This is a genomic window from Pseudomonas sp. DD1, from assembly GCF_044510355.1.
Classification (GTDB): domain Bacteria; phylum Pseudomonadota; class Gammaproteobacteria; order Pseudomonadales; family Pseudomonadaceae; genus Aquipseudomonas; species Aquipseudomonas shahriarae.
In genome coordinates this window covers 157,694-182,609 of record NZ_MSAJ01000037.1, presented here as the reverse complement: position 1 = coordinate 182,609, position 24,916 = coordinate 157,694, and the positions used below count along the sequence as shown (strand labels likewise).

At 62.2% G+C, this 24,916-nt stretch carries 22 protein-coding genes; 18 read left to right on the top strand and 4 right to left on the bottom strand.

Translation table 11 applies throughout. The annotated features are described in order from the left end of the window. Positions 1 to 79 precede the first annotated feature (79 nt). Together PSFL_RS23980 and PSFL_RS23975 are read left to right on the top strand one after the other, a co-directional pair. Positions 80 to 1,636: a DUF726 domain-containing protein gene (locus tag PSFL_RS23980; RefSeq protein WP_120734417.1), complete on the top strand. Its 1,557-nt coding sequence runs from the start codon at positions 80 to 82 to the stop codon at positions 1,634 to 1,636. A 38-nt stretch (positions 1,637 to 1,674) separates the two neighbouring features. Continuing rightward, on the top strand, positions 1,675 to 2,994 hold the full coding sequence (locus tag PSFL_RS23975) for an Nramp family divalent metal transporter (protein ID WP_057444760.1): 1,320 nt from the start codon (positions 1,675 to 1,677) through the stop codon (positions 2,992 to 2,994). Between the two features lies 1 nt (position 2,995). On the opposite strand, the gene PSFL_RS23970 is transcribed toward PSFL_RS23975, so the two are convergent. Further along, positions 2,996 to 3,928 (bottom strand): LysR family transcriptional regulator, encoded by a 933-nt coding sequence (locus tag PSFL_RS23970; RefSeq protein ID WP_397470594.1) that lies wholly within the window; start codon positions 3,926 to 3,928, stop codon positions 2,996 to 2,998. A gap of 114 nt (positions 3,929 to 4,042) precedes the next feature. Here PSFL_RS23970 and PSFL_RS23965 point away from each other — a divergent pair, with 114 nt between their 5' ends. The 4 genes from PSFL_RS23965 (at position 4,043) to PSFL_RS23950 (ending at position 5,737) form a co-directional block, all read left to right on the top strand. Beyond that, complete coding sequence (locus PSFL_RS23965) at positions 4,043 to 4,528, top strand: DMT family transporter (RefSeq protein WP_057439076.1); 486 nt, start codon at positions 4,043 to 4,045, stop codon at positions 4,526 to 4,528. A gap of 4 nt (positions 4,529 to 4,532) precedes the next feature. Continuing rightward, positions 4,533 to 4,988, top strand: a complete 456-nt coding sequence (locus tag PSFL_RS23960; protein ID WP_057439075.1) for a DMT family transporter — start codon at positions 4,533 to 4,535, stop codon at positions 4,986 to 4,988. Between the two features lie 90 nt (positions 4,989 to 5,078). Next, the gene (locus PSFL_RS23955) at positions 5,079 to 5,249 is read left to right on the top strand and encodes a metallothionein (RefSeq protein ID WP_081044213.1); all 171 of its coding nucleotides are present in this window, start codon (positions 5,079 to 5,081) and stop codon (positions 5,247 to 5,249) included. Between the two features lie 71 nt (positions 5,250 to 5,320). Then, on the top strand, positions 5,321 to 5,737 hold the full coding sequence (locus tag PSFL_RS23950; RefSeq protein ID WP_057439074.1) for an SRPBCC family protein: 417 nt from the start codon (positions 5,321 to 5,323) through the stop codon (positions 5,735 to 5,737). Positions 5,738 to 5,765: 28 nt separating this feature from the next. Here PSFL_RS23950 and PSFL_RS23945 read toward each other — a convergent pair whose 3' ends face one another. Next, positions 5,766 to 7,151 (bottom strand): sensor histidine kinase, encoded by a 1,386-nt coding sequence (locus tag PSFL_RS23945; RefSeq protein WP_397470563.1) that lies wholly within the window; start codon positions 7,149 to 7,151, stop codon positions 5,766 to 5,768. Then, positions 7,129 to 7,812 (bottom strand): response regulator transcription factor, encoded by a 684-nt coding sequence (locus PSFL_RS23940; protein WP_057439073.1) that lies wholly within the window; start codon positions 7,810 to 7,812, stop codon positions 7,129 to 7,131. Before PSFL_RS23940 ends, PSFL_RS23945 begins: the two co-directional genes overlap by 23 nt. A 397-nt stretch (positions 7,813 to 8,209) precedes the next feature. On the opposite strand from PSFL_RS23940, the gene PSFL_RS23935 reads away from it, so the two are divergent. After that, on the top strand, positions 8,210 to 9,097 hold the full coding sequence (locus PSFL_RS23935; protein WP_397470562.1) for a hypothetical protein: 888 nt from the start codon (positions 8,210 to 8,212) through the stop codon (positions 9,095 to 9,097). Positions 9,098 to 9,238: 141 nt separating this feature from the next. Here the strand turns inward: PSFL_RS23935 and PSFL_RS23930 are convergent, their stop codons facing one another. Then, positions 9,239 to 10,159, bottom strand: a complete 921-nt coding sequence (locus tag PSFL_RS23930; protein ID WP_397470561.1) for a MurR/RpiR family transcriptional regulator — start codon at positions 10,157 to 10,159, stop codon at positions 9,239 to 9,241. 241 nt (positions 10,160 to 10,400) lie between these two features. Between PSFL_RS23930 and iolC the strand changes: the two genes are divergently transcribed. The 11 genes from iolC (at position 10,401) to PSFL_RS23875 (ending at position 24,833) form a co-directional block, all read left to right on the top strand. Next, entirely contained in the window at positions 10,401 to 12,338 is a 1,938-nt protein-coding gene (gene iolC / locus PSFL_RS23925; protein ID WP_397470560.1) for a 5-dehydro-2-deoxygluconokinase, read from the top strand. Between the two features lie 87 nt (positions 12,339 to 12,425). Beyond that, positions 12,426 to 13,319 (top strand): myo-inosose-2 dehydratase, encoded by an 894-nt coding sequence (gene iolE / locus PSFL_RS23920; RefSeq protein ID WP_169960950.1) that lies wholly within the window; start codon positions 12,426 to 12,428, stop codon positions 13,317 to 13,319. After that, a complete protein-coding gene (iolB, locus tag PSFL_RS23915) occupies positions 13,316 to 14,110 on the top strand; it encodes a 5-deoxy-glucuronate isomerase (protein ID WP_057959196.1) in 795 nt (264 codons plus the stop codon). Before iolE ends, iolB begins: the two co-directional genes overlap by 4 nt. Before the next feature lie 25 nt (positions 14,111 to 14,135). Continuing rightward, positions 14,136 to 16,067 carry a 3D-(3,5/4)-trihydroxycyclohexane-1,2-dione acylhydrolase (decyclizing) gene (gene iolD / locus PSFL_RS23910; RefSeq protein WP_169960951.1) on the top strand — a complete coding sequence of 644 codons (1,932 nt, stop codon included), beginning with the start codon at positions 14,136 to 14,138 and terminating at the stop codon, positions 16,065 to 16,067. Positions 16,068 to 16,086: 19 nt separating this feature from the next. Further along, positions 16,087 to 17,097 (top strand): Gfo/Idh/MocA family protein, encoded by a 1,011-nt coding sequence (locus PSFL_RS23905; RefSeq protein WP_057439067.1) that lies wholly within the window; start codon positions 16,087 to 16,089, stop codon positions 17,095 to 17,097. Between the two features lie 137 nt (positions 17,098 to 17,234). Beyond that, positions 17,235 to 18,281 carry a Gfo/Idh/MocA family oxidoreductase gene (locus PSFL_RS23900; RefSeq protein WP_169960952.1) on the top strand — a complete coding sequence of 349 codons (1,047 nt, stop codon included), beginning with the start codon at positions 17,235 to 17,237 and terminating at the stop codon, positions 18,279 to 18,281. Between the two features lie 364 nt (positions 18,282 to 18,645). Further along, on the top strand, positions 18,646 to 19,581 hold the full coding sequence (locus tag PSFL_RS23895) for a sugar ABC transporter substrate-binding protein (RefSeq protein WP_057439065.1): 936 nt from the start codon (positions 18,646 to 18,648) through the stop codon (positions 19,579 to 19,581). Between the two features lie 62 nt (positions 19,582 to 19,643). Further along, positions 19,644 to 21,182 (top strand): sugar ABC transporter ATP-binding protein, encoded by a 1,539-nt coding sequence (locus tag PSFL_RS23890; protein WP_170060496.1) that lies wholly within the window; start codon positions 19,644 to 19,646, stop codon positions 21,180 to 21,182. A gap of 21 nt (positions 21,183 to 21,203) precedes the next feature. Beyond that, positions 21,204 to 22,241: an ABC transporter permease gene (locus tag PSFL_RS23885; RefSeq protein ID WP_057439063.1), complete on the top strand. Its 1,038-nt coding sequence runs from the start codon at positions 21,204 to 21,206 to the stop codon at positions 22,239 to 22,241. Between the two features lie 404 nt (positions 22,242 to 22,645). Beyond that, positions 22,646 to 23,050 (top strand): TraR/DksA C4-type zinc finger protein, encoded by a 405-nt coding sequence (locus PSFL_RS23880; RefSeq protein ID WP_003214706.1) that lies wholly within the window; start codon positions 22,646 to 22,648, stop codon positions 23,048 to 23,050. 142 nt (positions 23,051 to 23,192) lie between these two features. Next, a complete protein-coding gene (locus PSFL_RS23875) occupies positions 23,193 to 24,833 on the top strand; it encodes a methyl-accepting chemotaxis protein (RefSeq protein WP_397470559.1) in 1,641 nt (546 codons plus the stop codon). The last annotated feature ends 83 nt before the right edge of the window (positions 24,834 to 24,916 follow it).

Sequence of the window (24,916 nt, the reverse complement as noted above, 5' to 3'; positions counted from 1 at the left end):
ATGCAGTCCTTTACAGGGCCAGGTCCTGCGCCAATTCTTGTTACTATCGCCCTGCGTTTTCACCAGGAGCCAACGCCTCATGCAACACCAGTGGGATGAAATGCACCGCACCCGCAAGCCCTCGTTCGTGCTGTGCGGCGAGCCCCAGGGGCAGGTGCTCAATCTCTATGTCCATGGTTATTCTGCGTTTTTCAACCAGCAACAACTGGCCAGTTTCCAGGCGCAGCTGGCGGGGATCGAGGGTTCGACCAACCTGATGCTGTTCTGGCCGGCCGGGCATTTCCTGGAAAACCTCTTCGCCCCCTTCAAGGACATCATTGCCTCGATGCTCGGCGGCGGCAGCCTGGGCGCGGCTACCGTGGGGCTGGGCAAGGCGGTGGGTTATTTTCTCGATCACTACAAAAGTGTCGAGGCGCGGGTGGACGAGGTGGCCAGGACGCTATTGGCGGAGCTGGCCAACTACCTGCACGCCGAGTCGATCGAGGTCCGTCAGATCAACCTGATCGGCCACTCCCTGGGCGCACGCCTGCTGGTCAAGAGCCTGTTGGCCAGCCCGGAGCTGGCCCGGGAACTGCCCCTCAATCACCTGTTGTTGATGGGCGGGGCGATTTGCACGTCCAGCCCCTGGGAGCAGGTGTCGGCACCGCTCAAGGGGCGCGTGATCAATTGCCACTCCAGCAAGGACTGGGCCCTGGCGCTCAAGCCGGATACCGAGCGCTGTATTGGCCGCTATGCCATCCCCTTGACGCCATCCCTCAAGGGCAAAGTGACCAATGTGCATCTGGTCACGTTCGACCACGCTGCCTACTGGCCGCAGTTGCAGACCGTGGTGCAGTACACCGACTTGCTGCAAGAGCGCCGAGGCATGATCCGTGCGGACCAGCGCAGTGCCGAGGTGCGCTTTGCCGAAGAGGATGTGGACCTGTATCCGGTGCTGCTCCAGGCACGGGCGCCAGAGTTGCAGTTCCTCGCCGAGCTGATGGCCGCCAAGCGCAGTGCGACCATCGCTGCGGATGTGCGCGACCCACTGCAGTTGGCCATCGAGTTGCAGCGCATGGGCGGTGACAGCTTTATGAACCTGGCCCGTGGGCACGGCGTGAGTTACCGCCAATTGGCCCAGGACGTGGCCCTGCGCGTCGGTATCAAGTTTGACCAGCCCATCGACAGCGTGGCCCTGGTGAGCCTGGAAGAGCGGGTCGCCGAGACCCTGATCGAACAGTACAAGGACAAGCTCAGCCTGGCCGACCGCCAGGTGTTCGAGGCCGAACTCCGGGCCGCCGCGCAAAAGGAACAGGGGTTTTTCCACCGTTTCGATGTTGGCCGCTCGGCCACCACCGCCTTGAGCGGAACGGCGCTGGCCGGGTTGACCGGGTTTATCCTGCGGCGCGGTGCGGCCACGGCGATTCCGGTGGTGGGGCAGGCGCTGGCGGCGGCCATGCTGCTGGTGAGCGGGGTACGGGCGTTTTCCGGGCCGGCGTATTCCATCACGACTCTGGCGGTGCTGGTGCTGGGGGTGATTCGCCAGCGCATGGAGCGCGAGGCGCTGAATCAGGAAATGGACCTGGTGGTGCAGGTGGTCGAGGCGCTTGATCTGCCCCGGGAAACGCTGATGCGCACGGTCTCGCCTGACTGCTAAGCTGCGTCCTTGTCTTGTGTGTCTGCCGGGTACCCCGCGTGAAATTCAGCCTGCCGAAAATTGCGACCGCCCCGTTTTGCCCTCCGGAAGTGGCGGGCACCATCCCCGTCGATCCCCGTGCGCCGTTTTTCAAACGGGTGCTGCAGTTTGCCGGTCCCGGCCTGCTGATTTCCATCGGCTACATGGACCCCGGCAACTGGGCCACGGCCATCGAGGCCGGGTCGCGCTATGGCTATAACCTGCTGTTTGTGGTGTTGCTCGCCAGCCTGGCGGGGATGGCGGTGCAGTGCCTGTGTTCGCGGCTGGGCATCGCCACCGGCAAGGACCTGGCGCAGCTGTGCCGCGAGCGCTACAGCCGGCGTTCAGCGCGCACGCAATGGGTGCTGGCGGAAATCTCGATTATCGCCACCGACCTGGCCGAAGTCCTCGGCTGCGCCCTGGCGTTCCACCTGTTGCTGGGGGTATCGCTGACCACCGGTATTGTCATTACCGCGTTTGACACGCTGCTGATCCTGGCCCTGCAAAACCGCGGCTTCCGGCGCCTGGAAGCGATCATGCTGGCGCTGGTGGCGACCATCGGTGTGTGTTTCTTTGTCGAACTGGTGTTGATCAAACCCTATTGGCCGGATGTCATGCGTGGCTTCACGCCGTCGCTCTCGGCGATCAGCGATGCGGCGCCGTTGTACCTGGCCATTGGTATCCTCGGGGCCACCGTGATGCCACATAACCTGTATCTGCACACGTCCATCGTGCAAACCCGCCTGTTCGGCAAAGACCTGGCCAGCCGCCAGGACGCGGTCAAGCTGGCGCGTATCGACACCATCGGTTCCCTGGCCCTGGCCTTGCTGGTCAACTCGGCGATCCTGGTGCTGGCTGCCGCGGCATTCCACCAGAGCGGTCATACCGAGGTCGTGGAAATCCAGGACGCCTACCACCTGCTGGACCCGCTGGTGGGCGGCGCCTTTGCCAGTATCCTGTTCGGCATTGCCTTGCTGGCGTCCGGGCAAAGCTCGACCTTCACCGGCACCATCGCCGGCCAGGTGATCATGGAGGGTTACCTCAACCTGCGCATTCCTTGCTGGCAACGCCGCCTGATCACCCGTGGCCTGGCGCTGATCCCGGCGTTTCTCGGGGTGTGGTTGATGGGCGATGATGCCATTGGCAAGTTGCTGATCCTCAGCCAGGTGGTGCTCAGCCTGCAGTTGCCCTTTGCCCTGTACCCGTTGATCCGCATGACCGGCGACCGGCAACTGATGGGGCCGTTCGTCAATCGCCTGCCCACCAGGATCCTGGCCTGGAGCCTGTTTAGTGTGATCAGCGGCGCCAACGCCTGGCTGATCGGCCAGTGGCTGTTCTGAGTCAGCAGTCCCAGTAGGGCACGCTGCCGAAGCGTTCGACAAAGAAGTCGATGACCGTGCGCACCTTCACCGACAACCGCCGGCTGCCGGGCCACAGCGCGGCAATCTGCTGCGGCTCCAGGGTGGTGGCCACTTCATATTCGGTCAGCACCGCCTGCAGGCGTCCGGCGCGCAGGCTGTCGCCGATCAGCCACGAAGGGAACACCACGAACCCCAGGCCCTGTTCGGCGGCGCGTGCCAGGGTGTCGGCGTGGTTGCCGGTGATCGGGCCCTTGACTGTATAGGGCGTCCAGTCGTCCTGGGCGCGGCGGAAGAACCAACGCTGCTGGCCGTTCACGCCCTTGTACGCCAGGCACTGGTGATTGAGCAGTTCATCGGGGTGGCGTGGGGTGCCAAAGCGCGCCAGGTAGTCGGGGCTGGCGGCGATCCGGTAGCGCTGGGGCGCGAAAATACGCGCCTGCATTCCGGAATCGTTGAGCACACCGATACGGAACAACAAGTCGGCGCCTTCCTGCAGAGGATCGACGTAGGTGTCGGTCTGCTGGATATCCAGTTGCAGCTTGGGGTATCGCTGGCACAACTCGGCCAGCCAGGGTGACAGGTGGCGCTGGCCGAACACCATGGGCGCATTGATGCGCACCAGGCCGCTGGGCTCGCTTTCCTGTTCCTGCAGGGCCTGCCCGGCTTCTTCCAGCTGTTGCAGCATCAAGCGCGCATGATGCCCGAGTAAGCGCCCGGCTTCCGTGGGGCTGACCGCACGGGTATGCCGATACAGCAATTGCTGGCTCAGGGCCTGTTCCATCAACTGGATCTGCCGGGAGATGGAAGAGGGCGCCAGGCCTTCGCGGCGTGCGACTTCAGAGAAGCTGCCGTGGTCCAGCACCGCGACAAACAGGCGTAGCGCCTTGAAACTCAGCTCGTTGAAGCCCTGCATCGTCACTCCATGCTGTGCGTATTGCGCAAAGGTGTTGTCGGCATGCTCCCATTTATCGCACAGGTGTGCCACCGGATAATGCGCGTCATTGTTCTTCTGACCTGTAGGTGCTGTATGCAAAGTTCTTCTCTTGAGGCCGCGGCCCAGGCCCGGCCGAAAAACCGCCTGGGGCTGCTGCTGTTGCCGCTGGTGATCCTCGCAGGCATGGGCCTGTCGGTGGAGGCCGGGTTGCTGGGGCCGTTGGGTGCCCAGGTGGGGCACTTATGGGCGACCTTGAGCATCTTCGCGGTGGGCACGGCGATCCTCCTGTTGCTGCTGCTGTTCAGCGGCCCACAACAAGGTCCGGCCCTCAACGAGCTGCCGCGCTGGCAGCTGATCGGTGGGTTCCTGGGGCCGATGTATGTGGTGGTGCTGACCCTGGCCACGCCCCATATCGGCATTGCCATGACCATGATCGCGATCCTCTCCGGGCAGGTCGGCAAGAGTGTGCTGATCGACCACTTTGGCTGGTTCGGCACTGCCCGCAAGCGGGTCAACGGTGAACGCTGGATTGCGCTGCTGTTGATTGTGGTGGCTCTTGTTTTGATTGCGCGGGGTTAAGGCAATGAATCTGCTTCTATTGTTGGTGCTGGTGGTTGCCGCCGGCGCGGTGTTGAGTGTGCAGGCGGCGATCAATGGGCGCCTGGGGCAAACCGTCGGTGTGCTGCGCAGCAGCCTGGTGACGTTCTCGGTGGGCACGCTGGTGACTGGCCTGCTGATCCTGTTCTTCGAACCGGCCCAGGCCGTCAGCCTGTTGGAGGTGCCCAAGTGGCAACTGACCGGGGCGTTGTTCGGTGTGGTGTACATGATGGTGATGGTCGGTGCGGTGCCGATCGTGGGCACGGCGGTGGCGACGGTCGCGGTGATCGTCGGTCAATTGGCCATGGGCATGCTGATCGACAACTTCGGCTGGCTGGGCAACACCGCCATCGAACTGTCCGGCAGCCGGGTGCTGGCGATGCTGTGCCTGGCGTTGGCACTGGTGTTCATGTACCGCAGCAGTGCACGCCAGGCTGATTAACGGCGCTGAACCTTGGGTGGCGGGCGGGAGTCACTGCTTAAGGTGCCAGCATTCGCTGCACCAGGACGACCATGAAAAAGGAGTCTTAACATGCCAGATCCAACCTGTGCTTGCCCGCATTGCAAATGTGTACTGGGGCCGAACGCTGTGATCAAAGACGGCAAGGGCTATTGCTGCCAGGGTTGTGCCGAGCACCATGCCCATGGTGAGCCGTGCGAATCGGCGACTGGCTGCGAGTGTGCCAAGTCGGCCCATGGCTGATCGGCCAATAGCGCCAACACCACCAGGCAGCGTAAGCTGCCTGACTTTTTCCCCTGTCGTGGAGTTTTATCGTGGCCAAAGCAGCTGCTGTCATTGAAATCCCGGTCTCGGCCGATCAAGTCTGGCAACTGGTCGGCGGATTCAACTCGTTGCCTGACTGGCTGCCATTGATTGCCAAGAGCGAGCCGGGTGAAGGCGGGCGCGTGCGTCACCTGCAAACGGCGGATGGCGCCGTGGTGGTCGAGCACTTGCAGACCTTTGACAACGTTGCGCGCACCTACAGCTACACCATCAGCGAATCGCCGTTTCCGGTCAGTGCCTATTTGGCGACATTGCAGGTTGAAGCGCTGGGTGAGCATTCGGCCAAAGTCACTTGGTCGGGTGTGTTCACTCCGATTGCCGGTGTGACGGATGCCGAGGTGGAAGAGCTGTTCAGCGGCGTCTACACCGGCGGCGTCGAGGCCCTGCGCAAAAACTTCCCGGCCTGATCCGCCACTATCGCCGGCAAGCCGGCTCCTACAGCGGCTGTTGTGTGCGGCACTCCAGGGTCAACCGCGCGCCCCCACGCTCGCTACTGCCGACTTCCAGGCCGAAGCCATGCAGGTTGACGATCGCCGCTACAATCGACAGGCCCAGGCCAAAGCTGTCCTGCTGACCACCGTCGACCCGGTAAAACCGCTGGAATACCGCCGCGCGTTCCGTTTCCGGGATTCCCGGGCCGGAGTCCAGTACCTCGATGCGCGCACTGCCTGCCTGGTCGAGCCCGCGCAGAATCACTTCGCCGCCCGACGGGGTGAATTTGATCGAATTGCTCAGCAGGTTGGCCAGGGCCTCGAACAACAGTGCGCGGTCACCGGTGATCGGCGGCAATGATTCGGGGACTTGCAGCAGCAGCTCCAACTGGCCTTCTTCGGCCAGTGGCAGGTAGAAATCATGCAGTTCCTGGAGCAAGGGCAGGGGATCGAAGACCAGGAAACCGGAGCGTCGTTGACGGTCTTCCAGCTCGGAGATGCGCAACAGGCCGCGAAAGCGCGCCATCAGGGTGTCGGTCTCGCTGATGACTTCATCAAGCTGCAGGGCCTGCGGCGAACCTTCATCGGCCTGCTGCTTGATCCGGTACAGTTGCGCACGCAAGCGGGTCAGTGGGGTGCGCAGGTCGTGGGCAATGTTGTCGCACACGCCCTTGACCTCGTTCATCAGCTTTTCAATGCGCTCAAGCATGGCATTGACGATGGCCGCGAGCATGTCCAGTTCATCGCGGCGGTTGGACAGCGGCAGGCGGTGGGTCAGGTCGCCGGCGACGATGGCTTCGGCGCTGGCCTGGATCCCGCGAATCCGCCGCAGCGGGCGCCGGCGCAACAGATGCCAGCCGGCGACGCCGGGGATGATGGTCAGGGAGATCGCCCAGAGCAGGGCCTGCAGGATGATCCGCGTCACGCCCAGCAACGAGCCGTTGTCGCGCACCAGCACCAGCCAGCGGCCATCCTGGGTGTGGGTTGCCACGGCGTCGCAGCTGCCCCGGGGCAGTTTCGGGTCATCCGATTCGATGCAGTTGGCCAAGGCATGGATGCGCCCGTCCAGGGGCAAGCCTGCGGGGATCTGCTGGAGCGGGCCGCTGAGGGGGCGTTGTTGCCCATCGAACAGGCCATAGGCATCCATGCCCTTCATATCGAAGGTCATGCTGGTGGCCAGGGCTTCATCCAGTTGCGCGCCGTTGAAACGCTGGAACAGATGCTGACGCTGCATCAGCGAGTGGCGCGACAGGTCGCCCAGATAACCCGAGACCTCGTAATACAGCACCCCCATGAGGATGCAGCTCCAGGCCACGAACAGCGAGCTGTACAGTGCCAGCAGACGGCTGCTGGACGAGCGCCAGCCGTTAGACGGGTTCAGCAATGACATAGCCCGAACCTCGTACCGTGCGGATCAGCGGCGTCAGGCCCGGCGGGTCGATTTTCTTGCGCAGGCGGCCAATGTGCACGTCGATCAGGTTGGTCCCCGGGTCGAAGTGATAACCCCAGACTTCCTCGAAGATCATCATCCGCGAGAGGATCTGCCCGGTGTTGCGCATCAGGAATTCCAGCAACTTGTACTCGGTCGGCAGCAGGCTCAGCGGCTGGTCGGCACGGCTGGCCTCGCGGCTGATCAGGTTCAGTTCCAGGTCGGCCACGCGCAGGGCGGTTTGCGCGGCCTTGACCGCGTTGTTGCGGCGCAGCAGCACCTCGACCCGCGCGGCCATCTCGTCGGAAGCAAAGGGTTTGGTCAGGTAGTCATCGCCACCGGCGCGCAGGCCGCGTACCCGTTCATCCACGTCGGAGAGGGCGCTGATCATCAGGATCGGCGTCGACACGCCGAGGGTGCGCAAGGTGGTGACAATGGCCAGGCCATCGAGCTCCGGGAGCATGCGATCGAGGGTGATCAGGTCGTAATCGCCACTGACTGCCCGCGTCAGGCCTTCGCGGCCGTTGTCGACCCAGTCCACGTCCAGTCCATGACTGCTTAACTCAGCGACGATCTCGCGGGCCGTCACGGCGTCGTCTTCGATGGTCAAAATGCGGGTCATACAGGTTACCTGGTCACACGGGAGTGGGGCATTTTGCCAAGAAATGCCAGCGAGGTTTCTAAAAGAAAATTCATGTAGGCCATTCTCAAGGTCACCTCGGTCAAATGTGGGATCCGGCGTGCTCGCGATAGCGGTAGATCAGCCCAAGTATTCGGTGACTGACACGCCGCCATCGCGGGCAAGCCCGCTCCCACAGGGGTTGGCGGTGCCGGTCCTGGGAGTGCATAACGCCCGCCCTCTATGCCTGGTTCTTGCAAGTTGCATGATTCTTGGAAGTTCAACTTGCTTATCTGATTGAAATTAATGGGTTTTTATTTTCAAGGCGACTGGCACGGCGTCTGCACTGTCCGTTTCGACAGATGTAACACCATTTTTCAATGCCTGGAGCACAACAACAATGATGACATCCTCATCCACTTTGCAAGAGTCGAGCACGCTCTCCGGGGTTTCCTGGGGGGCGATCTTTGCCGGGGCTGCGGCCGCCGCTGCGTTGTCCCTGGTCCTGGTGCTGCTGGGCTTCGGCCTGGGCTTTTCGGCGGTGTCGCCGTGGGCCGACAGTGGCATCAGCGCCAAGGGCCTGGGCATTTCCACGATTGTCTGGCTGGCCTTCACCCAGATTGTCGCGGCGGGACTGGGCGGTTACCTCGCCGGTCGGCTGCGGGTCAAGTGGGCCAATATGCATGGCGATGAGGTGTACTTTCGCGACACCGCCCATGGTTTTCTCGCCTGGGCCGTGGCCACGCTGGTGACCGCGACCCTGGTGGTCGGCTCGGTCAGCAGCATCGTCGGTGGTGGGGTGCAGGCCGGTGCGAGTGTGGCCTCGGGCGCAGCCAGCGGCTTGACCCAGGCCGCCGGCAATGCGGCCAATGGCGAAGATTTCGGCTATTACGTTGACAGCCTGTTCCGCGATGATCGCCCGGCAGCCGCCAGTGATGACGCAGTGCATGGTGTGGTGGCGCGGATCTTCGCCCGGACCCTGGGCAATGACGGCCAGTTGGCGCCGCAGGACCGTGCCTACCTGGCGCAGTTGATCAGCCAGCGCACCAACCTCAGCCAGGCCGATGCCGAACGGCGTGTCGACCAGGTCTACGGTGACGCCCGCAAAGCCCTGGAAGAGGCCAAGTTGAAAGCCAGGCAGGCCGCCGACACCGCCAGCAAAATCGCCGCCGTGACCTCGCTGTGGACCTTCGTTGCACTGTTGCTCGGTGCTTTCTTCGCCAGTTTCGCCGCCACCTTCGGCGGTCGCCGCCGCGACGCCGTGGTGTATCTGGAAACCATTCGTTAACTCAAGGAGAACGTCATGCGCTCATTACTGCTGTGGTTCCTCGGTGTGCCGATCCCGGTCATTATCCTGATCGCGATCTTCATGCACTAACCCGCGTACCCGCTTGATCAAGGCCGCTCCTGCATGGCAGGGCGGCCTTTTTTAGTCGTCAAACCCTACCTGTTCGTGAATCTCATCAACCTTCAGTTCCAGCCGGTACGCCACCGCAATAAACAGCGCCTGGCACAGGCACAGCGTGGCACTCAGCGAGCGGAACGCGAACGACGACCCTTCATTGACCAGCAGCACCGTGTTGGCGCGCTTGGCCAGCGGTGACAGGTTGCTGTCGGTGATGATCAGCGTCTTGGCCTGGTGGTGCTGGGCGATACGCAGGCAGTGCTGGGTTTCCTTGCCGTAGGGCGTGAAGCTGATCGCGATCACCAAGTCATTGGCGCGCACGCTGCGCATCTGTTCGCGGTAGCTGCCGCCCAGGCCCGAGACCAGGTGGATACGCTTGTTGGTGTGCTGCAGGTTGTAGACCAGGTAGTCGGCCACCGCAAAGGAGCGGCGTACGCCGACCACATAGATATTGTCGGCGTTGACCACCAGGTCCACGGCTTTCTCGAAGGCCGCGTCGTCCAGCTCCAGGCCCAGGCGCTCGATGCCCGACAACGTGGCATTCACGCATTCACGGGCCAGGTCGCCGCCGCTGGCTTTCTGCGACTTGTTGGCGATCATGCTGCGGATGCGCTGCTGGTAGTTCTGCACCGGCGTGGTCTTGTGGGTATACGCCTCGCGAAACAGCGCCTGCATTTCGCTGAAGCCGCTGAAACCAAAGCGCTGGGAAAACCGCACGATGGCCGAAGGGTGAACTTCGCATTCCCGGGCGATATCGCTGATGCGGTCGACCATGATCCGGTCGCTCTGCTGGCTCATATAGCTGGCGATGCGCTTGAGCTGGCGGGGCAGGCTTTCGTATTCATCGGTGATCAACTGCAACAGACGCTCGGCATTGATCGGAGGACTGGCGAGAATCTCGGTGACCTCGGTCTCGGCGGGAGCCTGCTGATCGGTGCGGGACATAGGCAATCCTTCTGGCTTGTTCTTACGGAGCATCCGGCTGGCGCGTCGCCCCTGACAATAGGTCAATGGGCACAAGTCTACAGGGAAGGCGGCAAAAAATATCTTAATGGAAAATATATTCCACATAAAAAATTTATAGAATAAATATTGATTGATGGCGCCGGACGTCCTAGTCTGCATCCACCAAGAGCGTCGCCGTCACGATGGCAGGCGCGGGCTGATAAAAATAACAGGAGCCAGCATGGGCCAGACTCGTTTTGCCAGTGGTCGTCAATTGGATCTGATTTGTCTTGGACGCATGGGCGTCGATCTTTACGCGCAGCAAGTCGGGGCGCGGCTGGAAGATGTCACCAGTTTCGCCAAGTACCTGGGTGGATCGTCCGCCAATATTGCCTTCGGTACGGCGCGCCTGGGGCTTAAGTCGGCGATGCTGAGCCGGGTCGGCGACGATCATATGGGGCGCTTCCTCGTAGAGTCCCTGGCGCGCGAGGGCTGTGATGTCAGCGGTATCACGCTCGACCCGCAGCGCCTGACCGCCATGGTCCTGCTGGGCCTCAAGGACCGCGAAACCTTCCCCCTGGTGTTCTACCGCGAAAACTGTGCCGACATGGCCCTGCGTGCCGAGGACATTCGCGAAGCCTTTATCGCCAGCAGCAAGGCGCTGCTGATCACCGGCACCCATTTCTCCACCGACGGCGTGTACCAGGCCAGCCTCCAGGCCCTGGATTACGCCGAGCAGCACGGCGTCAAGCGTGTGCTGGATATCGACTACCGCCCAGTGCTCTGGGGCCTGGCAGGCAAGGCTGACGGCGAGACGCGTTTTGTCGCCGACCAGAACGTCAGCCAGCACCTGCAAGGCATCCTGCCGCGCTTTGACCTGATTGTCGGCACCGAAGAGGAATTTTTGATTGCCGGTGCCAGCCACGACCTGCTCAGCGCTTTGCGTAACGTGCGCCAACTGACGGCGGCGACCCTGGTGGTCAAGCTCGGCCCGCAAGGGTGCACGGTGATTCATGGGGATATACCGGCGCGCCTCGAAGACGGTGCGATCTATCCCGGCGTGCGCGTCGAAGTGCTGAATGTGCTGGGCGCCGGCGATGCGTTTATATCGGGCTTCCTCAGTGGCTGGTTGAACGACGCCGGTGACGCGCGTTGCTGCCAACTGGCCAATGCCTGCGGCGGGTTGGTGGTGTCGCGCCATGCCTGCGCCCCGGCAATGCCGACCCCGGCGGAGCTTGAGTATCTGTTCAACAGCCCGGTGCCTATCACCCGGCCGGATCAGGATTTGGTGCTGCAGCGTTTGCATCAGGTCAGTGTGCCGCGCAAAACCTGGAAGCAGCTGTTTGTGTTCGCTTTTGACCATCGCTGGCAATTGCTGGAACTGGCGCAAAAAGGCGGCCAGGACCCGGCGCGGGTCAGCGCGATCAAGCAGCTGTTTATCCAGGCAGTGGAGCGTGTGGAGAGCAAGCTGGGCGAGCAGGGGGTGGAGGCCGATGTGGGCATTTTGGCCGACCAGCGTTTCGGCCAGGATGCGCTGAACGCCGCCACCGGCCGTGGTTGGTGGGTGGCGCGCCCGGTAGAGGTACAGGGTTCGCGGCCGCTGGCGTTCGAACATGGCCGCTCGATCGGCAGCAACCTGATTACCTGGCCCCAGGAGCAGATCATCAAGTGCCTGGTGCAGTTTCACCCCGACGACGAGCCGCTGCTGCGCCTGGAGCAGGAGGCGCAGCTCAAGGCCCTGTATCAGGCCGCGCAAACCAGTGGCCATGAACTGCTGCTGGAAGTGGTGCCGCCCAAGGATCATCCCTCGACCTACCCGGATGCGCTCTATCGCAGCCTCAAGCGCCTGTACAACCTGGGCATCTACCCGGCCTGGTGGAAGATCGAGGCGCAGAGTGCCGAGCAGTGGCAGCAGCTTGATGAGCTGATCGAGGAGCGCGACCCTTATTGCCGGGGCGTGGTATTGCTGGGCCTGAATGCCTCGGCGCAAGCGTTGGCCGAGGGGTTCCAGCAGGCCAGCCAGAGCCGGACCTGCCGCGGGTTTGCCGTGGGCCGGACGATTTTCCAGGAACCGAGCAGGGCGTGGATGGCGGGGGAGATTGATGATGAAACCCTGATCCAGCAGGTGCAGCAAACCTTCGAACAACTGATCCAGGCTTGGCGCAGCTCCAGAATTTAAACACGCTCAAAGGTGGGAGCTGGCAAGCCAGCGCCCACAGAAGCAGATATCAGCAGCCTTAAGGTTAAAACAATAAAAGGTGCAGCCATGCCCGCAATCCGTATTGGCATCAACCCCATCTCCTGGAGTAACGACGACCTGCCGGCCCTGGGCGGCGAAACGCCCTTGAGCACTGCGCTAAGCGAAGGCAAGGCCATCGGCTACGAAGGTTTTGAACTCAACGGCAAGTTCCCCAAGGACGCCAAGGGCGTGGGCGATGTGTTACGCCCCTACGACCTGGCACTGGTCTCCGGCTGGTATTCCAGCCGCCTGGCCCGGCGCTCGGTGGCCGAGGAAATCGACGCCATCGCCAGCCATGTGCAACTGCTGCGCGAGAACGGCGCCACGGTGCTGGTCTACGGCGAAGTGGCCGACTCGATCCAGGGCTCGCCGATCCGCCTGATCGAACGCCCGCGCTTTCACAGCGAGCAGGCATGGCAAGCCTATGCCGACAAACTCACCGAATTGGCGCGTTTTACCCTGTCCCAGGGCGTGCGCCTGGCCTACCACCATCATATGGGCGCGTACGTCGAGTCCCCGGAGGACATTGACACCCTGATGCGCCTCACCGGCCCGGAGGTCGGCCTGCTGTTCGATTCGGGACACTGCTATATGGGCGGTGGCGAGCCGGTCGAGGTGCTACGCAAGCATCTGGGGCGCGTGTGCCATGTGCACTTCAAGGATGTGCGCAAAGCGGTGGTGCAACTGGCGCGCAACCAGCTGTGGAGCTTCCCCGACTGCATCGTCAATGGCACCTTCACCGTGCCGGGCGATGGCGATATCGACTTCGCCGAGTTGCTGGATGTGCTGCTGGGCGCCGGCTACCGTGGCTGGCTGGTGGTGGAAGCCGAGCAGGATCCGGCCGTGGCACCCAGCTATATCTATGCGAAAAAAGGCTTCGATACCTTGCGCGCGCTGCTGGATGCGAGGGCTGTACAATGAGCCTGCTGGTCAAAAGCACCCCGCGCGGGCCAACCATGGTCGCGCTGCCAGAGGGGCGCCTGGAATATGTAGGGTTTGCCGCTTACCGCCTGAGCCTGGGGCAAACACTGCCGGTCAGCGCCGACGACAACGAGCTGTGCCTGGTGCTGCTCAGTGGCCGGGTCACGATCGAGGGCGAAGGGTTCAGTTGGCAGAACCTGGGTGATCGCCAATCGGTATTTGAAGACAAATCGCCGTTCGCCGCCTACCTGCCACCGGGCACGCTTGCCCAGGTGACCGCCCTGAGCGATGTGCAGATCGCCGTCTGCGCCGCGCCGGGCGCCACGGCCGGCGGTTTCACGCCCCGGCTGATCCGCCCTGAGCAGTGTCGGCGCAGCGTGCGTGGCAAGGGCGCCAACACGCGTTATGTCTGCGACATCCTGCCCGACAGCGAGCCGGCCCATTCGCTGCTGGTGGTGGAGGTGCGCACGCCGTCCGGGCACTCATCCAGCTACCCGCCGCACAAGCACGATACCGATGACTTGCCGCACCAGAGCTTTCTTGAAGAAACCTATTACCACCAGATCAACCCGTCCCAGGGCTTTGTGTTCCAGCGGGTGTACACCGACGACCGCAGCATCGACCAGGCCATGGCCGTGGAAAACCACGACCTGGTGGTGGTGCCCAAGGGCTATCACCCCGTCAGCGTGCCCTATGGCTACGAGTCCTATTACTTGAATGTGATGGCCGGCCCCAAGCGCGCCTGGCACTTTCACAATGACCCGCAGCACAGTTGGCTGCTGGATCTTTAACCCGTAGGCGCCGAGGGGACCCAACATGACCACCACCCGATTGACCATGGCCCAGGCCCTGGTGAAGTTCCTCGATAACCAGTACATCGAAGTCGATGGCGTGCAGAGCAAGTTTGTCGCCGGGGTGTTCACCATCTTCGGCCACGGCAATGTGCTGGGCCTGGGCCAGGCCCTGGAGCAAGACAGTGGCGACCTGGTGGTGCACCAGGGCCGCAACGAGCAGGGCATGGCCCATGCCGCGATTGGTTTTGCCAAGCAGCATTTGCGGCGCAAGGTCTACGCCTGCACCGCTTCGGTCGGCCCCGGCGCGGCGAATATGCTGACCGCCGCCGCCACCGCCACGGCCAACCGCATCCCTTTGTTGCTGCTGCCCGGCGATGTGTATGCCTGCCGCCAGCCGGACCCGGTGTTGCAGCAGATCGAACAATTCCATGACCTGAGCATCAGCACCAACGACGCGTTTCGTGCGGTGAGCAAGTACTGGGATCGCATCAACCGTCCCGAGCAGTTGATGAGTGCGGCGATCCACGCCATGCGTGTCCTGACCGACCCGGCCGAAACCGGCGCGGTGACCCTGGCCTTGCCCCAGGACGTGCAGGCCGAGGCCTGGGATTACCCCGATTATTTCCTGCAAAAGCGCGTGCACCGTCTGGAGCGCCGCCCGGCCACCGAAGCGATGTTGCGCGACGCTGTCACGCTGCTCAAGTCCAAGGGCAAACCGCTGATTATCTGCGGTGGCGGGGTCAAGTACTCCGGCGCGAATGCCGCGCTGCAGGCTTTTGCCGAGCGCTTTCAGATCCCCTTTGCCGAGACCCAGGCCGGCAAGAGCGCCATCGTCTCCAGCCACCCGCTGAATGTCGGCGGTATCGGCGAAACCGGCTGCCTGGCCGCCAACCTGCTGGCTCGGGACGCCGACCTGATCATCGGCATTGGCACGCGCTATACCGACTTCACCACCTCCTCCAAGTCGCTGTTCCAGCATCCCGAGGTGCAGTTTCTCAACCTCAATATCAGCCCCGGCGATGTACTGAAACTCGACGGGGTCCAGGTGCTGGCAGATGCCAAGGTCGGGCTGCAAGCATTGGCCGACGCGCTGGGCGATTACGCTACGCAATGGGGCGAGCAGCCACGCCAGGCCCGTGCGCAGGGGGATGCCGAGGTGGACCGGGTCCATCAGGCGCGCTACACCGACGCCGACTTCACCCCAGAGGTCAACGACCATATGGACCCGGCGGTGCTGCGCGAATTTATCGAGCTGACCGGCTCCTGCCTGACCCAGAGCCAGGTGCTCGGCGTGCTCAACGCAACCCTGGCCGACGATGCGGTGATTGTCGCTGCCGCCGGCAGCCTGCCGGGGGATTTGCAGCGCAGCTGGCGCAGCAAGGGCGTCAACACTTACCACGTCGAGTACGGTTATTCGTGCATGGGCTACGAGATCAATGCGGCCCTGGGTGTGAAGCTGGCCGAGCCGGCGCGGGAGGTCTATGCCCTGGTCGGCGATGGCTCGTACATGATGCTGCATTCGGAGCTGGCGACCTCGATCCAGGAGCGTCGCAAGATCAATGTGGTGCTGCTGGACAACATGGCCTTCGGTTGCATCAACAACCTGCAGATGGGCAATGGCATGGACAGCTTCGGCACCGAGTTCCGCTTCCGCAACCCCGACAGCGGCAAGCTCGATGGCGGCCTGGTGCCGGTGGATTTCGCCATGAGCGCGGCGGCCTATGGCTGCAAGACCTACAAGGTCACGACCGTGGAACAACTGCACGCCGCGCTGGCCGATGCACGCGCGCAAAGCGTGTCGACGCTGATTGATATCAAGGTGCTGCCCAAAACCATGATTCACGGCTACCTGTCGTGGTGGCGGGTCGGTGTGGCGCAGGTCTCCACCAGCGAACGCACCAACGCCTGCGCCAAACAACTTAATGAACGCCTGGCCAAGGCCCGGCAGTACTGACAATAAGAGGAGTGTTGCCATGTCTTTGAAGCTGGGTGTGATCGGTACGGGCGCTATCGGCCGGGACCATATCCGCCGCTGCAGCCAGACCTTGCTCAACAGCCAGGTGGTGGCGGTCACCGATATCAACCTTGAGCAGGCGGCCCAGGTGGTGGCTGACCTGCAACTGAACGCCGAGGTGTACGCCGACGGTCATGCGCTGATCCATTCGGCGCAGGTCGAGGCGGTGCTGGTCACCTCCTGGGGGCCGAGCCATGAGGAATTTGTGCTGGCGGCTATCGCAGCCGGCAAACCGGTGTTCTGTGAAAAACCCCTGGCCGTCACCGCCGAGGGCTGTCGCAAGATCGTCGAGGCGGAAGTGGCCCACGGCAAACGCCTGGTCCAGGTCGGTTTTATGCGCCCGTATGACCAGGGCTACCAGGCCCTCAAGGCGGTGCTCGACAGCGGCCAGATCGGCGAACCGTTGATGCTGCATTGCGCCCACCGCAACCCGAGCGTGGGTGAGAACTACAACACCAGCATGGCCATCACCGACACCTTGATCCACGAGCTGGACGTGTTGCGCTGGCTGCTGGCCGATGACTATGTGTCGGTGCAGGTGGTGTTCCCGCGTAAAACCAGCAAGGCCCTGAGCCATTTGCGCGACCCGCAGATCGTGCTGCTGGAAACCGCCAGGGGCACGCGGATTGATGTGGAAGTGTTTGTGAACTGCCAGTACGGCTACGACATCCAGTGCGAGGTGGTGGGGGAGACCGGCATTGCCAAATTGCCAGAGCCGTCCCAGGTGCAATTGCGCAGCGGCGCCAAGCTGTCGAATGCGATTCTGATGGATTGGAAAGACCGCTTTATCGCGGCCTATGACGTCGAGTTGCAGGCCTTTATTGATGGCGTGCGGGCCGGCCAGGTAGGTGGGCCTTCGGCGTGGGATGGCTTTGCCGCAGCGGTGGCGGCGGACGCGTGTATCGAGGCCCAGGGCAGTGGGCAGATCGTTGCGGTCAGCCTGCCGCAGCGCCCGGCATTCTACGGCTAGCGCGGTCAGTGTAGGCGCTGGCTTGCCTGCGATAGCGGTGGATCAGCAACAGATGTAGGGCCTGAAACACCGCTATCGCAGGCACGCCAGCTCCCACATTTTTTGACTGGGTTTCCATTCCAAGAAGGAGTTGGTTCATGCGAATCGGACTGGTTGGATACGGCCATGGCGGCCGTTTTTTTCATGCCCCGCTGATCGCCACATTGCCCGGGGCGACGTTTGTCGGCGTGGTGACCCGCTCCCCCGAGCGCCGCCAGCAACTGGCGACGGAGCATCCCGGGGTGCCTGCCTTCGACAGCATTGCGCAGATCGTCGAAGCCGGGGTGGAGGTGCTGGTGATTTCCACCACCCTCAAAGGGCGCCCGGCCCTGGTGCTGGAGGCCATTGAGTACGGTGTGGCGGTGGTCAGCGACAAACCCTTCGCCAGCAATGCCGAGCAGGCCCTGGCGCTGATTAGTGCCGCCGAACGCGAGGGGGTAGCACTCAGCGTCTACCAGAACCGGCGCTGGGACTCGGACTACCTGACCCTGCGCAAGCTGATCGACGCCGGCGCCCTGGGCAGCATCACCCGCTTTGAGTCCCGGGTGGAGCGCTACAGCCCACAGGCCCTGGGCAACGCCAGCGGTGGCGGGTTCCTGCGTGACCTGGGCAGCCACCTGGTGGACCAGGCCCTGCAGCTGTTTGGTCCGGTGGAGCGGGTGTATGCGCAATTGCAGTACAGCGCCGAGCACCCCACCCTCGATCATGGCTTTTTTGTCAGCCTGACCCACGCCAACGGGGTGATTTCCCACCTGTGGGGCAGCGCCCTGCAAAACTGCCAGGGCCCGCGTTTTCGGGTCAATGGCACGGCGGGCTGCTACACCGTAGACGGCCTGGACGGCCAGGAGCAAGCGCTGCTGGCCGGCAAAAGTCCGAAGACCGAAGGCGAGCACTGGGGCGCCGAAGAACATCGACGCTGGGGCTGGTTCGAGCAAGGTGCGGAACGCGAGCGTATCCCCTCGGAAAAGGGCGCCTGGAACCAGTTCTATCGCCAGTTGCAAAGTGCAATCCAGGGCCAGGGCGCGCTGCCGGTGCAGGCCATGGATGCCTGGGAAACCACGCGCGTGCTGGATGCCGCCCGGCTCAGCGCCGAGCGCCGGCAAGTGGTGGAGATGGTGACGATGGAAGGCGGAGAATGGAAATAGAATAAAATTCTAAAATGAGTTGATATGGAAATTATTTTCCAATAAAGTCATTTCCAGGTTGCCGAAAGTCCATCTCGTCCTTCCTTTATAAGGGGACCGGGGGACTCAACAAAAACAAGATAAAACAACCAGGTACCGTCAGATGAAAATCTTCAGCGCTGTACTGCGAGTGTTACGTTCTGCCTTCCTGCCCCGCGCACGGCCCTTCTATTTCTCTTTTCTCAACGTCCTTTGCGTGGAAAGCAAGGGTGCCCTGGTGTGCTGCATTCCGGGAGCGCCGGTGGTCCGGCTGCCTGCCGCAGCCCCCTCGCTCTGATAAACGCTACGTCCAGAAAACCAACAAGAAAGTGGAGACAGACCGTTCATGAAGACCCAGATCCGTTTCGCCTCGCTGGCCTTGTCGATGATGCTCGGCAGTGGCGTGGCTTCAGCCGCCGATATCAAGATTGGCGTCAGCATGTCGCAGTTCGACGACACCTTCCTCACCTACCTGCGTGAGGATATGGACAAGCAAGCCAAGTCCTACCCCAAGGGCGATGCTGTGCAACTGCAGTTCGAGGACGCCCGTGCCGACGTGGTCAAGCAACTGAGCCAGGTCGAGAACTTTATCAGCCAGAAAGTCGATGCCATGGTGGTCAACCCGGTGGATACGGCCTCCACCGCGCGCATCACTAAAGCGGCGGTGGCGGCGGGTATCCCGCTGGTCTATGTCAACCGTCGTCCGGATCAGGCCGACCTGCCCAAAGGGGTGGTGACGGTGACGTCCAATGACGTCGAGGCCGGCAGGCTGCAAATGCAGTACGTGGCCGAGAAGCTGGGCGGCAAAGGCAAAATCGTGATTCTGCTGGGCGACCTGGCCAACAACTCGACGACCAATCGCACCAAGGGCGTCAAGGAGATCCTCGACAAATACCCGGACATCAAGATTGAACAGGAACAGACCGGGATCTGGCTGCGGGACAAGGGCATGACCCTGGTGAACGATTGGCTGACCCAGGGCCGCGAGTTCAATGCGGTCGTGGCCAACAACGACGAAATGGCAATTGGCGCCGCCATGGCCTTGAAAACCGCAGGGGTGAAACCCGGCAGCGTGTTGATTGGCGGCGTCGATGGCACGCCTGACGGGTTGAATGCGATCACCAAGGGCGAGATGGCGCTCTCGGTGTTCCAGGATGCCAAGGGGCAGGCGATCGGTTCGGTGGAGGCGGCCGTGAAAATGGCCAGGGGCGAGGCGGTCGAGCAAAACGTCGTGGTGCCTTTCCAGCTGATCACCCCGGACAACGTCGCGTCATTCAAGTAGCGTTCAATCACAACAATAAGCGGGCAGGGTGGTCACAGCCGCCCTGCCGATGGAGCCCCGATATGCTTGTTCAAGCGACTGCTGTGCAGCCCGCAGGTGTAGAACAACCCTACCTGTTGGAAATCGCCCATATCAGCAAAGGCTTTCCCGGCGTCGTGGCCCTGGACGATGTGCAACTGCGGGTGCGCCCAGGCTCAGTCCTGGCACTGATGGGAGAGAACGGCGCCGGCAAGTCGACGCTGATGAAAATCATCGCCGGCATCTACCAGCCCGACGCCGGGGAAATCCGCCTGCGGGGCAAGCCGGTGGTGTTTGACACGCCTCTGGCCGCCTTGCAGGCGGGCATCGCGATGATCCACCAGGAGCTCAACCTGATGCCCCATATGAGCATCGCCGAGAACATCTGGATCGGCCGCGAACAGCTCAACGGCCTACGCCTGGTCAATCACCGCGCCATGCATCGCCGCACTGCCGAGTTGCTGGCGCGCCTGCGGATCAACCTGGACCCAGAGGAGCAGGTCGGCAACCTGAGCATTGCCGAGCGGCAGATGGTGGAGATTGCCAAGGCGGTGTCCTACGACTCGGACATCCTGATCATGGATGAGCCGACGTCGGCGATTACCGACAAGGAAGTGGCCCACCTGTTTTCGATCATTGCCGACCTCAAGGCCCAGGGCAAAGGCATCATCTATATCACCCACAAAATGAATGAAGTGTTCGCCATCGCCGATGAAGTGGCAGTGTTTCGCGATGGCGCCTACATCGGTCTGCAACGGGCCGACAGCATGGACAGCGACAGCCTGATCTCGATGATGGTCGGGCGCGAATTGAGCCAGTTGTTCCCGGTGCGCGAGACGCCCATCGGCGAGTTGTTGCTGTCGGTGCGCGACCTGCGCCTGGACGGAGTGTTCCAGGGCGTGTCCTTTGATCTGCATGCCGGCGAAATCCTCGGTATTGCCGGGCTGATGGGCTCGGGCCGCACCAACGTGGCGGAAACGCTCTTCGGCATTACCCCCAGCGACGGCGGCGAGATCCGCCTCGACGGCCAGGCGTTGCGCATCAGCGACCCGCATATGGCCATCAAGCAGGGGTTTGCACTATTGACCGAGGACCGCAAGCTCAGTGGCCTGTTCCCGTGCCTGTCGGTCCTGGAAAACATGGAAATGGCCGTGCTGCCCCATTACTCGGGCAATGGCTTTATCCAGCAAAAAGCCCTGCGCACCTTGTGCGAAGACATGTGCAAGAAACTGCGGGTGAAAACCCCCTCCCTTGAGCAGTGCATCGACACCCTGTCCGGTGGCAATCAGCAAAAGGCCCTGCTGGCACGTTGGCTGATGACCAATCCACGGCTGTTGATCCTTGACGAACCGACCCGTGGTATCGACGTCGGCGCCAAGGCCGAGATCTACCGCTTGATTGCCTTCCTGGCCAGTGAAGGCATGGCGGTGATCATGATTTCTTCGGAGCTGCCGGAGGTGCTGGGTATGAGCGACCGGGTGATGGTCATGCACGAAGGCGATTTGATGGGCACCCTGGATCGGGCCGAGGCCACCCAGGAAAAAGTCATGCAGTTGGCTTCCGGTATGACGGCAGTCCACTAACGAATAAAAAGGTGACGGGCAATGAACGCAATACTGGAAAGCAAACCCGAGGAAAAGAAGCCCGCCGCGGCACCGGTCAAGAGCCGGCGGCGGTTCCCTACCGAACTGAGCATTTTCCTGGTGCTGATCGGTATCGGCCTGGTGTTCGAACTGTTTGGCTGGATCGTGCGGGACCAGAGCTTTTTGATGAACTCCCAGCGCCTGGTGCTGATGATCCTGCAAGTGTCGATCATCGGTTTGCTGGCGATTGGCGTGACCCAGGTGATCATCACCACGGGGATCGACCTTTCCTCGGGCTCGGTGCTGGCGTTGTCGGCGATGATCGCCGCGAGTCTGGCGCAGACCTCGGACTTTTCCCGGGCGGTGTTTCCATCGCTGACGGACTTGCCGGTGTGGATCCCGGTGGTCGCCGGCCTGGGCGTGGGCCTGCTGGCGGGGGCAATCAATGGCAGCATCATCGCCATTACCGGCATCCCGCCGTTTATTGCGACCCTCGGCATGATGGTCTCGGCCCGTGGCCTGGCACGTTATTACACCGAAGGCCAGCCGGTGAGCATGCTCTCGGATTCCTACACGGCCATCGGCCATGGCGCGATGCCGGTGATCATCTTTCTGGTGGTAGCGGTGATCTTCCACATTGCCCTGCGCTACACCAAGTACGGCAAGTACACCTACGCCATCGGCGGCAACATGCAGGCGGCGCGCACCTCGGGGATCAACGTCAAGCGCCACCTGATCATCGTCTACAGCATCGCCGGGCTGCTGGCCGGGCTGGCCGGTGTGGTTGCCTCGGCACGGGCGGCTACCGGGCAGGCAGGGATGGGCATGTCTTATGAGCTGGACGCGATCGCGGCTGCGGTCATCGGCGGCACCAGCCTGGCGGGCGGGGTGGGGCGTATCACCGGCACGGTGATTGGCGCGCTGATCCTCGGGGTGATGGCCAGTGGGTTTACCTTCGTCGGGGTGGATGCCTATATCCAGGACATCATCAAGGGCCTGATCATCGTGGTGGCGGTGGTGATCGACCAGTATCGCAACAAGCGCAAACTCAAGCGCTGAGCGAGATTTGAATCAAAAAGTGGGGCTTGTTTGTGTGGGAGCGGGCTTGCCCGCGATAGCGATGGGTCAGTCAAATATCTATCAACTGACCCACCGCTATCGCGGGCAAGCCCGCTTCCACATAACCGTTTGTCTTCTATATAGCTCCACGACACTGAATTTCTTGCTATAAACGCACTCCGATAACCGCCTGCCAAGCCCGTCCTGGTGCCTTTTAGGGGAATGTCGGACAAATTGCCTGTCATTTCAGTTGCTGCGCCCTCAAGTCGGCCGTAGACTGCCGCCCCTCGTAAATTGAGTGCCGGGTGGCGCTTGGAATGGACGGCGTCTTTCCCCGACCTCCAGAGGTTGGCCGGAACGCTCCCTTATTCGCCTTAATGCACGTATTTTTTATAGAGAAATCAATGACAAAGGAAAAGTTGCTGGCCATGCCGGCGGATGACTACATGAATGCCGAGCAGCACGCTTTTTTCGAGAAGTTGTTGCAAGACATGAAAGTCGAGCACCACGAGCGCATTGAGCAAAACCGCATCGCCATTGAAAGCCTGGACACCCCGGCCGACCCGGCTGACGCCGCCTCGGTTGAAGAAGAGCGCACCTGGTTGGTCAACGCCATCGACCGCGACCAGCGCATGCTGCCGCAACTTGAACAGGCCCTGGGCCGTATCAAGGAAGATTCCTTTGGCTGGTGTGACGACAGCGGCGAGCCTATCGGCCTCAAGCGCCTGCTGATCAGCCCGACCACCAAGTACTGCATCGAAGCGCAAGAGCGCCACGAGCAAATCGACAAGCATCAGCGCCAGGCCTGATCTGTTTGATGTTGTAGGCGCCGGCGAGCCGGCCCCTACAGATCCCCGCGTGTCATCCCCCCGTCTATTGATCTGCTGCAAGCCCTAACACCAAAGGCCCATAGATAATGGCCAGATAGTGGCGTTTAATGCAGACACAATAATGACAAGCAGTGGGGTGACAAACATGGCCGGGGATGGATCTCTGACGGGCGCCGCCGTGGTGCCACACACGGTGAACGGCCGGCTGCCTGGCTGGGTGACTCCGCTGCTGCAAAGCATCGCCCTGGTGCTGATACTGTCGGGCCTGGCGTTCGCCAACCTGTCGATCTACCTCTGCCTGCCCGTGGCCCTGTTGCTGATCTGGCTGCCGTGCCTGAAAAGGCCGGCCCGCAGCCCTGCGCCTGATGTTGGCGAGGATGCCATTGGCGCGTTGACTCGCGATCTGTCCTACACCACCAGCCATAATGCGCTGTCGGCCGCTGGCGTGGCCTATTCGGTCAAGCAACTGGCCGCCAGGTTGCAATCGCAATTGAGCGCGGCCCAGCAAATCGTCAGCAGTGCCGAAGTGATGATTGGCACCGAGCAAGTCACTTCCCAGCTCAGCCGCGAGGCCCTGGGGGCGGCCGGCCAGGCCCATCAGCGCAGCACCGAAGGGCGTGCGGTGCTGGGGGAATCCATCAGCCGCATGCATCAGCTCAGCCAGCGTGCCAGCGACAGCCGGCAATTGATCGAGGCCCTGAGTCAGCGCAGTGAAGAAATCCAGCGCGTGACCCTGGTGATTCAGTCGATTGCCAGCCAGACCAATCTGTTGGCCTTGAATGCCGCCATTGAAGCCGCCCGCGCCGGTGAGCATGGGCGCGGGTTTGCCGTGGTGGCCGACGAAGTGCGCGGCCTGGCGGGCCGTACGGCGACCGCCACCGATGAAGTGGGGGTGATGGTCGCGGACATCCAGCAGCGTACCGCCCAGGTGGTGGAGCAAATCCGCCAACTGTCCGTGGATTTGCAGGCCGGCGTCGAGCAAGTGGAGCATGCCGGCGAGCAACTGGAGAGCATTGCCACGTTGGCGGCGGGTGTGGAGGGCCAGGTCAGCGAGATTGCCCAGGGCACCGAGACCAACCGTGCGCAACTCGACAGCCTGTTCCATGCCGTGGAGCAGATGCGCAGCGACTTGACCGTCAGCGACCAACAGACCCAGCAATTGGCCCAGGCCGCCGTGCAAATGGAAGGGCAGGCCGAAACCATCAGCGAGCGCCTGGCCGAAGTCGGTCTGGATGATTATCACCAACGTATCTACGACCTCGCCCGCGAAGGCGCCAGCCAGATCGCCGCGCAGTTCGAGGCGGATATCCAACAGAACCGCATCAGCCTTGATGACCTGTTCAATCGCAGCTACACGCCGATAGCCAACAGCCACCCGACCAAATATCACAGCCGCTTCGACGGCTACACCGATCAGGTCTTGCCCGCTATCCAGGAAGCCTTGCTGCCCCGTCATGAAGGGCTGGTGTTCGCAATTGCCTGCACACCACAGGGCTATGTGCCGACGCACAACAAGGCGTTTTCCCAGGCACTGACCGGGGATGCCCAGGTTGATGCCGTGAACAATCGCACCAAGCGCAAGTTTGAAGACCGCACGGGGATCCGCTGTGGCAGCCACCAGCAGGCTGTGTTGTTGCAAACCTATACCCGCGACACCGGGGAGTTGATGCACGATCTGTCCGTGCCGATCATGGTCAACGGCCGGCATTGGGGCGGTTTGCGCCTGGGCTATAAGCCTGAAGGGCAGGCTGGGGCGCGCTAGACCCTGGCCAGGATTGTTGCGTGTTATGCAAGGAAGCTTTTACGCCGGTCGCTTTTTCCGGTGAAAGGAACCGCTTAAGATGC

Excerpts from the sequence above, each read along its gene's own strand:
- PSFL_RS23900 (WP_169960952.1), top strand. The coding sequence starts at position 17,235 with ATGCGAATCGGACTGGTTGGATACGGCCATGGCGGCCGTTTTTTTCAT.
- PSFL_RS23880 (WP_003214706.1), top strand. The coding sequence starts at position 22,646 with ATGACAAAGGAAAAGTTGCTGGCCATGCCGGCGGATGACTACATGAAT.
- PSFL_RS23970 (WP_397470594.1), bottom strand. The coding sequence starts at position 3,928 with ATGCAGGGCTTCAACGAGCTGAGTTTCAAGGCGCTACGCCTGTTTGTC.
- iolB (WP_057959196.1), top strand. The coding sequence starts at position 13,316 with ATGAGCCTGCTGGTCAAAAGCACCCCGCGCGGGCCAACCATGGTCGCG.
- PSFL_RS23945 (WP_397470563.1), bottom strand. The coding sequence starts at position 7,151 with ATGTCATTGCTGAACCCGTCTAACGGCTGGCGCTCGTCCAGCAGCCGT.
- PSFL_RS23940 (WP_057439073.1), bottom strand. The coding sequence starts at position 7,812 with ATGACCCGCATTTTGACCATCGAAGACGACGCCGTGACGGCCCGCGAG.
- PSFL_RS23875 (WP_397470559.1), top strand. The coding sequence starts at position 23,193 with ATGACAAGCAGTGGGGTGACAAACATGGCCGGGGATGGATCTCTGACG.
- PSFL_RS23960 (WP_057439075.1), top strand. The coding sequence starts at position 4,533 with ATGAATCTGCTTCTATTGTTGGTGCTGGTGGTTGCCGCCGGCGCGGTG.
- PSFL_RS23885 (WP_057439063.1), top strand. The coding sequence starts at position 21,204 with ATGAACGCAATACTGGAAAGCAAACCCGAGGAAAAGAAGCCCGCCGCG.
- PSFL_RS23935 (WP_397470562.1), top strand. The coding sequence starts at position 8,210 with ATGATGACATCCTCATCCACTTTGCAAGAGTCGAGCACGCTCTCCGGG.
- iolD (WP_169960951.1), top strand. The coding sequence starts at position 14,136 with ATGACCACCACCCGATTGACCATGGCCCAGGCCCTGGTGAAGTTCCTC.
- PSFL_RS23930 (WP_397470561.1), bottom strand. The coding sequence starts at position 10,159 with ATGTCCCGCACCGATCAGCAGGCTCCCGCCGAGACCGAGGTCACCGAG.
- PSFL_RS23965 (WP_057439076.1), top strand. The coding sequence starts at position 4,043 with ATGCAAAGTTCTTCTCTTGAGGCCGCGGCCCAGGCCCGGCCGAAAAAC.
- PSFL_RS23895 (WP_057439065.1), top strand. The coding sequence starts at position 18,646 with ATGAAGACCCAGATCCGTTTCGCCTCGCTGGCCTTGTCGATGATGCTC.
- PSFL_RS23905 (WP_057439067.1), top strand. The coding sequence starts at position 16,087 with ATGTCTTTGAAGCTGGGTGTGATCGGTACGGGCGCTATCGGCCGGGAC.
- PSFL_RS23955 (WP_081044213.1), top strand. The coding sequence starts at position 5,079 with ATGCCAGATCCAACCTGTGCTTGCCCGCATTGCAAATGTGTACTGGGG.
- PSFL_RS23890 (WP_170060496.1), top strand. The coding sequence starts at position 19,644 with ATGCTTGTTCAAGCGACTGCTGTGCAGCCCGCAGGTGTAGAACAACCC.
- iolC (WP_397470560.1), top strand. The coding sequence starts at position 10,401 with ATGGGCCAGACTCGTTTTGCCAGTGGTCGTCAATTGGATCTGATTTGT.
- PSFL_RS23980 (WP_120734417.1), top strand. The coding sequence starts at position 80 with ATGCAACACCAGTGGGATGAAATGCACCGCACCCGCAAGCCCTCGTTC.
- iolE (WP_169960950.1), top strand. The coding sequence starts at position 12,426 with ATGCCCGCAATCCGTATTGGCATCAACCCCATCTCCTGGAGTAACGAC.